The organism is Stenotrophomonas sp. SrG, from assembly GCF_050031795.1.
Classification (GTDB): domain Bacteria; phylum Pseudomonadota; class Gammaproteobacteria; order Xanthomonadales; family Xanthomonadaceae; genus Stenotrophomonas; species Stenotrophomonas rhizophila_A.
This window is the reverse complement of the sequence record NZ_JBNBBE010001167.1, coordinates 1-238: the sequence shown is the minus strand read 5'-3', so window position 1 is coordinate 238 and position 238 is coordinate 1. Positions and strand designations below refer to the sequence as shown.

Annotated in this window: 1 protein-coding gene; it reads left to right on the top strand. The window is 69.3% G+C overall.

From position 1 onward, the window contains the following. The coding region (locus ACQG3P_RS23130) for a hypothetical protein (RefSeq protein WP_426806350.1) at positions 1-238 on the top strand (238 nt) is incomplete at both ends.

Sequence of the window (238 nt, the reverse complement as noted above, 5' to 3'; positions counted from 1 at the left end):
GCGCAGGCCACACTGGATGCACAACCGCCGGGCATGACCGGTGCCCAGCGCGAGGTGGCCGCCAACATCGCGCGTTTCGACACGCTTCGAGCGCTGTTCCGGCGCGACGGGCACACGCTGCAGCAGCTGCCGTGCTCCGGCAGCACCCGCGACTCCTTCGGCTTCGACCGGACCTATAACGGCGGCAATCTGATGCTGGAGTTTGCCGGCGCCGGCACCCCCCGACGCACGTTGATGG